The sequence below is a fragment of the Endozoicomonas sp. SESOKO1 genome, from assembly GCF_024606265.1.
Classification (GTDB): Bacteria; Pseudomonadota; Gammaproteobacteria; order Pseudomonadales; family Endozoicomonadaceae; genus Endozoicomonas.
This window is the reverse complement of sequence record NZ_JAHHPP010000133.1, coordinates 1-5051: the sequence shown is the minus strand read 5'-3', so window position 1 is coordinate 5051 and position 5051 is coordinate 1. Positions and strand designations below refer to the sequence as shown.

Here is a 5051-nt window from a genome sequence, read left to right as displayed (position 1 = left end):
ATCCTCGCTACGGGCGCTATTCTCGGACAGGCTCCTAGCTGGGATTCTAACAGACTTCCCGAGGAAACTTGTCAGTCAAACGCTTTAAATAAAGAAAGTGTCTATCCTGTTAAGTCCAATCTGTCCGGAATAATGCCATGTCAGAGATGTTGTACGAAAAAAATCAGCAGGGTGTTGGTTTTACGTTTCACAACCCGGTTATCTATCTGGATCGCTGGCTGAACAGCTGGAAAGACGATAAGCCCCTGCTGGATATTGGCTGTGGCCACGGCGTCAACACTCACGCTGCCCTGATGCATGGAGCACAGGTAATAGCCACCGACATGGATAAACCGGACCTGTCCGAATGGCTGAAGGACTTGCCGGAGACCCAGCAGGGAGCGGTCACCTGCAGAGCAGCAAAGCTGCCAGCAAATATCCCTTTTGCCGATAATGCCTTCTCGGGCATTCTTTGCGCTGAAGTTTTTCATTTTCTTGCCAATGAAGAAGTCACGTCATCCATTAATGAACTTTACAGAATTCTCGAACCGGGGGGTACGCTTCTGCTTACCTGTTGTTCCTGTGACGTTGATGTACTGAAAACCACTGGCCTGAGTAAAGAGATACGAGACAGTGTAAGACAGTCGCCGTTAACCGTTACCGGTCAGCGTGATTATCTCAACCTTCTGGCACAGGCGGCAAAAACATTTGACTGTCCGGAAATAACCGACCCGGTGTTGGCAGCCCATGAAATGAATATCCCCGGAAGAGACTTCTGTTTTTTTTCTTGCCAACAACTGGGGGTATTAATGGAAAATGCCGGGTTTATTATCGAACGGTGCGAACAGGGTGAGGCTCCCCATTACCCGGTATGGAGTCATGGTGATCAGGATCAAATACGGATTATTGCCAGAAAACCTGCATGATTTGCCGTTTTTTTTAACAAACACCTTCTAATCAAACTTTCAAGCTTGTGCTGAAAGGCGTAAATCACGATGATTACCAGACGAATTAAAAATAAAACGTTGTCAACCATTAAGTCATTGTTCTGAATTTCTCCAGAGGCTATAGTAACCCTAATAACCGAGTATTCAGGGAAGCTATGAAAGAATCCGATTTCATCGCCCTCGACCAGAAAATTAACTATCTGGTTGCCCTATGTCAGAAGTTGACGACTGAAAACAGGCAACTTCGACAACAGGAGCAGTCCTGGATAGCTGAAAAAGCGAAGCTGATGGAAAAAAACGACGTTGCACGTACTAAAGTAGAAACGATGATCCAGCGTCTCAGGTCTCTGGAGCATGAGTCATGACGGATAAATCATCAGTAACATCCGTTCATATCCTGGACAAGGAATACCGTGTTGCCTGTCCAAGGGATAATCAGGAATCACTGTATACGGCTGCCCGCTACCTGAACGAAAAAATGCATGAAATCCGCTCTTCAGGCAAAGTAGTCGGTATTGAGCGAATAGCTGTCATGGCCGCCCTGAATATCAGCTACGAGTTAATGCAAAGCCGTCGTCAGAATGAAGATGAAAAACAGGACACACAGGAGCATATTGACCTGCTGCTGGGCAAACTGGACCAGGCACTGGCTGCCGTCGAACGTTGAGCTGATAACCTTTCGTGATGTCCACGACATCTGATAGCTGAAAAAACTTGCAGACATCCCCTCAATAGTCGATATAATGCCGACGAAACCTCCCTGGCCTGTTCGCCAGTCATCATACGTCCCGAGCCGATAATACTACCCAGGGGACTCCTGGCAGGTGCTGGAGTGCAGGTCCGCCTTGCAGCGGAAAGCCCGATTCACCTCAGCAGCCCCCACCGTGACCGTTACGGCCACGGGCAAACGTGGCAGCGGCAGGGTGGGGAGGTTTCAATCATTGTCTTTCATACTATTCCTGCCCCTTTGAAAAAAGCCTTAACACAACATCACTTGGCCATTAGCTAATCAAACTGATTTTGTTCTGCCCGCTCAAATGCCTCATGCATTGAATCATAATGGGATGGAAAATGTTCATGACCCTCTTCCTTAATAGGAGCAAACATTCGCTCAACCTGTCGTTCCATAAAATCAGCAAGCACCATGACTTCAATTCTACGGTTGGCAATGGACTCAGGATGCTCCGGGTCTCGAAGAAACCGGGTGATGATGCAGGAAGTATGCTAAAAATTCAGGTAGGCATATTACGAAACAGAAAGGTATTGCAATGAATGAACGACACAGAGCCTATGAATCAGTTATTGGGGCCTTAGTCGCTGATGCCGCTGCCATGGGGTTTCACTGGTTGTACGATCAAGCCCTGATTGCCAAATACGGCGGTGAACATCCAGAGTTTCATACGCCTGTCCGTGCAGAATACCAGGACAAAGGATACTTTGCCCATGAAGGAAAGCAGGCTGGTGAGTTTTCCCATTACGGCGCTCAGTTGCTGTCGATGCAGGATGCCATCAACGCCAATGGTCAATACTCGGAGCAGGGCTACATAGAATCTTTCCGGAAATGGTTTGACTTTGGCGGTCAATGGCAAGGTTACACGGATCATCCAACCAGGCAGACCCTGCTCAACCTTTATCAAAGAAAGAGCAATGACGAACCTGATGAAGAACCTGTTGCGGCCTGCGGTGCTGATGATACCCAGAATCCGGCATTATCGAAACTGCCACCTCTGATTGCTGTCCATGGCCAGGATCAGGATTTGATGGACAAGGTAGAATCAGCAGTACGTGTCACCAATAATAACGATACTGCCGTTAGCTACGCCAAAGCCGTTGCCATAATGATAAAAAGTGCACATAAGGGCCTTTCACCTGGGCAGTGTGTGGCTCAGGCAAAAGAAGTCGGCGTAGATATTGCCATAGCAATCAACACTGCTGAATCCATGCTCAAGCGCAGGTCAAAAGAGGTTGCACAGGAGGTGGGAATGCACTGCGGTCTTGACGCCTCATTTATAGTGATTACTCATCTCCTCTTACAAGCTGAGAACTATGAAAAAACCGTGAGAGAAAATATTTACTGTGGTGGTGACAGTTGTGGCAGGGCCATTCCATTAGGTGCGATTTTGTCTGCATGCTTCTTCGGTTCTGATAAAGCAATGCCTGCCTCCTGGATTGCACGAACCGCATTACCCGGTTCGGTATTGCCCCGCCAGGCAGGCTAACTGCAACGAAGGGAGCACTGCAATGAGTCGTGAGTTCAAACATTTGTCATGATGGACTCTTACCCAAAAAACAGTCTGACAAAAAGCAAGTCCCAATGAGTCCACTGCAAGGCCATCGCCATGAACAGCGTATCAGCGACCACTAACACGACTCTGCCAGTGAGGGACTATCCTCCCCGTGGAAAAGCCTCACCGGGCGAATGGCGCCTGAACATTGATGAACCATCTCCACAAACAGCCACCGGACAGGCGGACAAGTTGCTGGCTGAGCGAACCGTCACAGCCATGGCTGAGCCGGATGCCTTGTCAGAACCAAGGCACGACCCGTATGGCAAAATGTCCGAAACCACCAACCACTGGCTTACCCGGGGGCATCCTGCTTTTGCCCGGCTAAAATACAGCCCCAAAAACGCAACCGCATTACTTGGCTCAAAGCAACTCTCATCGGCGACCAATATCTGGGTAGTCACAGAAAAGGTTCACGGCAGCAACTTCAGTTTTGTCTGTTTTCCACCGGACGAGCCCGAAGCCCCGCCAACCATCCGCTGCGCCGGGCGCGAAGCGTTTCTTAAGGAGGACAGCGACGAGGACAACACCCGTTTTTTTGGTTTTCGCAAGGTAAAAAACCGTTATCAAGCGGCTGCGGAGCAGGCTTATACGACTATAGTCAAACAGTGTACCGTTAACGACAGAAAAGCCACGCTATCGGGTGATGTTGTCCGCCTGACCATTTACGGTGAGCTGTTTGGTGGTGCATTTCCCGGGCTACCCTCCCCGCCTGACGTAATCACCGCCGTTCAAGAGGGCATCTACTACCACCCCGACCTGGACTACATGGCTTTTGGGGCCACCGTGATGCTGCGACCGCCCGCAGATCAAACCGGTGGCAGACAGGCACACAGAGCAGTGACCAAGGTAGAACTGGACTTTCTTCCTACCATGGAAATGTTGAAAGGTTGCGGCTTTTTCACGGCTGAAGCCATACATCTGGGATCATTTACCGACTGCTGTAACTTTGATATCAACTTCACCACCACCCTTCCTGCCAGACTCGGCGTTGACCCAAAGGCAAGAAAGAAGATTGCTGTGGCAAATTTGGCCGAAGGCATTGTCTGTCGCACCAATATTGTCCAGATGGTGCCGGTAACCGGCCACAAACCTGACGATCATTGCATGTTCAAACGCAAACGTGATGACTTTGCCAGCTACTGTAGTGCCAACGCCCAAGGCATTGCCTGTGGGCAGAACCGTTCTCTGGTCAGCAGCGACAAAGCGTCGTTTTTACACTTCATCGATAACATGGTCCGCTCTCGCCTGGTCAACGATGCGCTGTCAAAGACAGGCAAGCCCATCACGAAAAATCACAAGACCAACAATCGACTCTGCCAAATGGCCTCTGAGCTGATACTTGCTGATGTTAAAGAGGAGGTGACCACTATGACCTTTGCTTCGACAAGTGGTGCATCCGGCAAAAAACCGGTAAAAGCTCATAAGACTGGCGCACGAAATACCACTGTCAGTGGGGATCGTCTGCTAGTGCGGTACCTGGACGAGACATTGAGCAAATAATTGCCAATGCCGTGCGAGACATGGCAAGCAGTTCAATATTCAAAACCTGACCCTGCTTTTCAACAGCTTATACCGTTTGTCTACCCGGACGATAGCGACCATTACCTTCTTACTCTTGGATTGCTGACCGTTCACTAGGGCTGAGAGGGATCGATCGGGACTGTAAATATTCCTTCAGCTTGACGATTGAAAAGCGGGGACAGTACCTTCTTAATTTTTAATGGAACTCTGGGTTGTTTCAGCTAAATTAGAAGTCAGTGGTAAACCACCTGAGTTATTAGCTGAATTGACTGACTGACGATACTGCTTTTTGCGCTCCCTTTCGCGCTTGAGGTAA

Annotated in this window: 6 protein-coding genes and 1 other RNA gene; 6 read left to right on the top strand and 1 reads right to left on the bottom strand. The window is 49.2% G+C overall.

Going from position 1 to position 5051, the window contains the following annotated elements; translation table 11 throughout:
- Positions 1-137: 137 nt before the first annotated feature.
- The 4 genes from KDK13_RS06635 to ssrS all read left to right on the top strand — a co-directional run bounded on the left by KDK13_RS06635 (position 138) and on the right by ssrS (position 1860).
- The gene (locus tag KDK13_RS06635; protein ID WP_257284190.1) at positions 138-905 is read left to right on the top strand and encodes a class I SAM-dependent methyltransferase; all 768 of its coding nucleotides are present in this window, start codon (positions 138-140) and stop codon (positions 903-905) included.
- A gap of 176 nt (positions 906-1081) precedes the next feature.
- A complete protein-coding gene (locus KDK13_RS06630) occupies positions 1082-1291 on the top strand; it encodes a TIGR02449 family protein (protein ID WP_257284189.1) in 210 nt (69 codons plus the stop codon).
- Complete coding sequence (locus KDK13_RS06625; RefSeq protein WP_257284188.1) at positions 1288-1593, top strand: cell division protein ZapA; 306 nt, start codon at positions 1288-1290, stop codon at positions 1591-1593. The genes KDK13_RS06630 and KDK13_RS06625 overlap by 4 nt, the downstream gene beginning before the upstream one ends.
- Before the next feature lie 87 nt (positions 1594-1680).
- Positions 1681-1860, top strand: a non-coding RNA gene (gene ssrS, locus KDK13_RS06620) — 6S RNA.
- Positions 1861-1931: 71 nt separating this feature from the next.
- Here ssrS and KDK13_RS06615 read toward each other — a convergent pair.
- A complete protein-coding gene (locus KDK13_RS06615; RefSeq protein WP_257284187.1) occupies positions 1932-2072 on the bottom strand; it encodes a hypothetical protein in 141 nt (46 codons plus the stop codon).
- A gap of 122 nt (positions 2073-2194) precedes the next feature.
- Between KDK13_RS06615 and KDK13_RS06610 the strand changes: the two genes are divergently transcribed.
- The gene (locus tag KDK13_RS06610; protein WP_257284186.1) at positions 2195-3145 is read left to right on the top strand and encodes an ADP-ribosylglycohydrolase family protein; all 951 of its coding nucleotides are present in this window, start codon (positions 2195-2197) and stop codon (positions 3143-3145) included.
- Between the two features lie 120 nt (positions 3146-3265).
- Positions 3266-4714, top strand: a complete 1449-nt coding sequence (locus tag KDK13_RS06605) for an RNA ligase family protein (protein WP_257284185.1) — start codon at positions 3266-3268, stop codon at positions 4712-4714.
- Positions 4715-5051 lie beyond the last annotated feature (337 nt).

Bases quoted from the DNA above. Each gene is read 5' to 3' on its own strand.
- KDK13_RS06610 (WP_257284186.1), top strand. From the start codon at position 2,195: ATGAATGAACGACACAGAGCCTATGAATCAGTTATTGGGGCCTTAGTC.
- KDK13_RS06630 (WP_257284189.1), top strand. From the start codon at position 1,082: ATGAAAGAATCCGATTTCATCGCCCTCGACCAGAAAATTAACTATCTG.
- KDK13_RS06625 (WP_257284188.1), top strand. From the start codon at position 1,288: ATGACGGATAAATCATCAGTAACATCCGTTCATATCCTGGACAAGGAA.
- KDK13_RS06615 (WP_257284187.1), bottom strand. From the start codon at position 2,072: ATGGTGCTTGCTGATTTTATGGAACGACAGGTTGAGCGAATGTTTGCT.
- KDK13_RS06635 (WP_257284190.1), top strand. From the start codon at position 138: ATGTCAGAGATGTTGTACGAAAAAAATCAGCAGGGTGTTGGTTTTACG.
- KDK13_RS06605 (WP_257284185.1), top strand. From the start codon at position 3,266: ATGAACAGCGTATCAGCGACCACTAACACGACTCTGCCAGTGAGGGAC.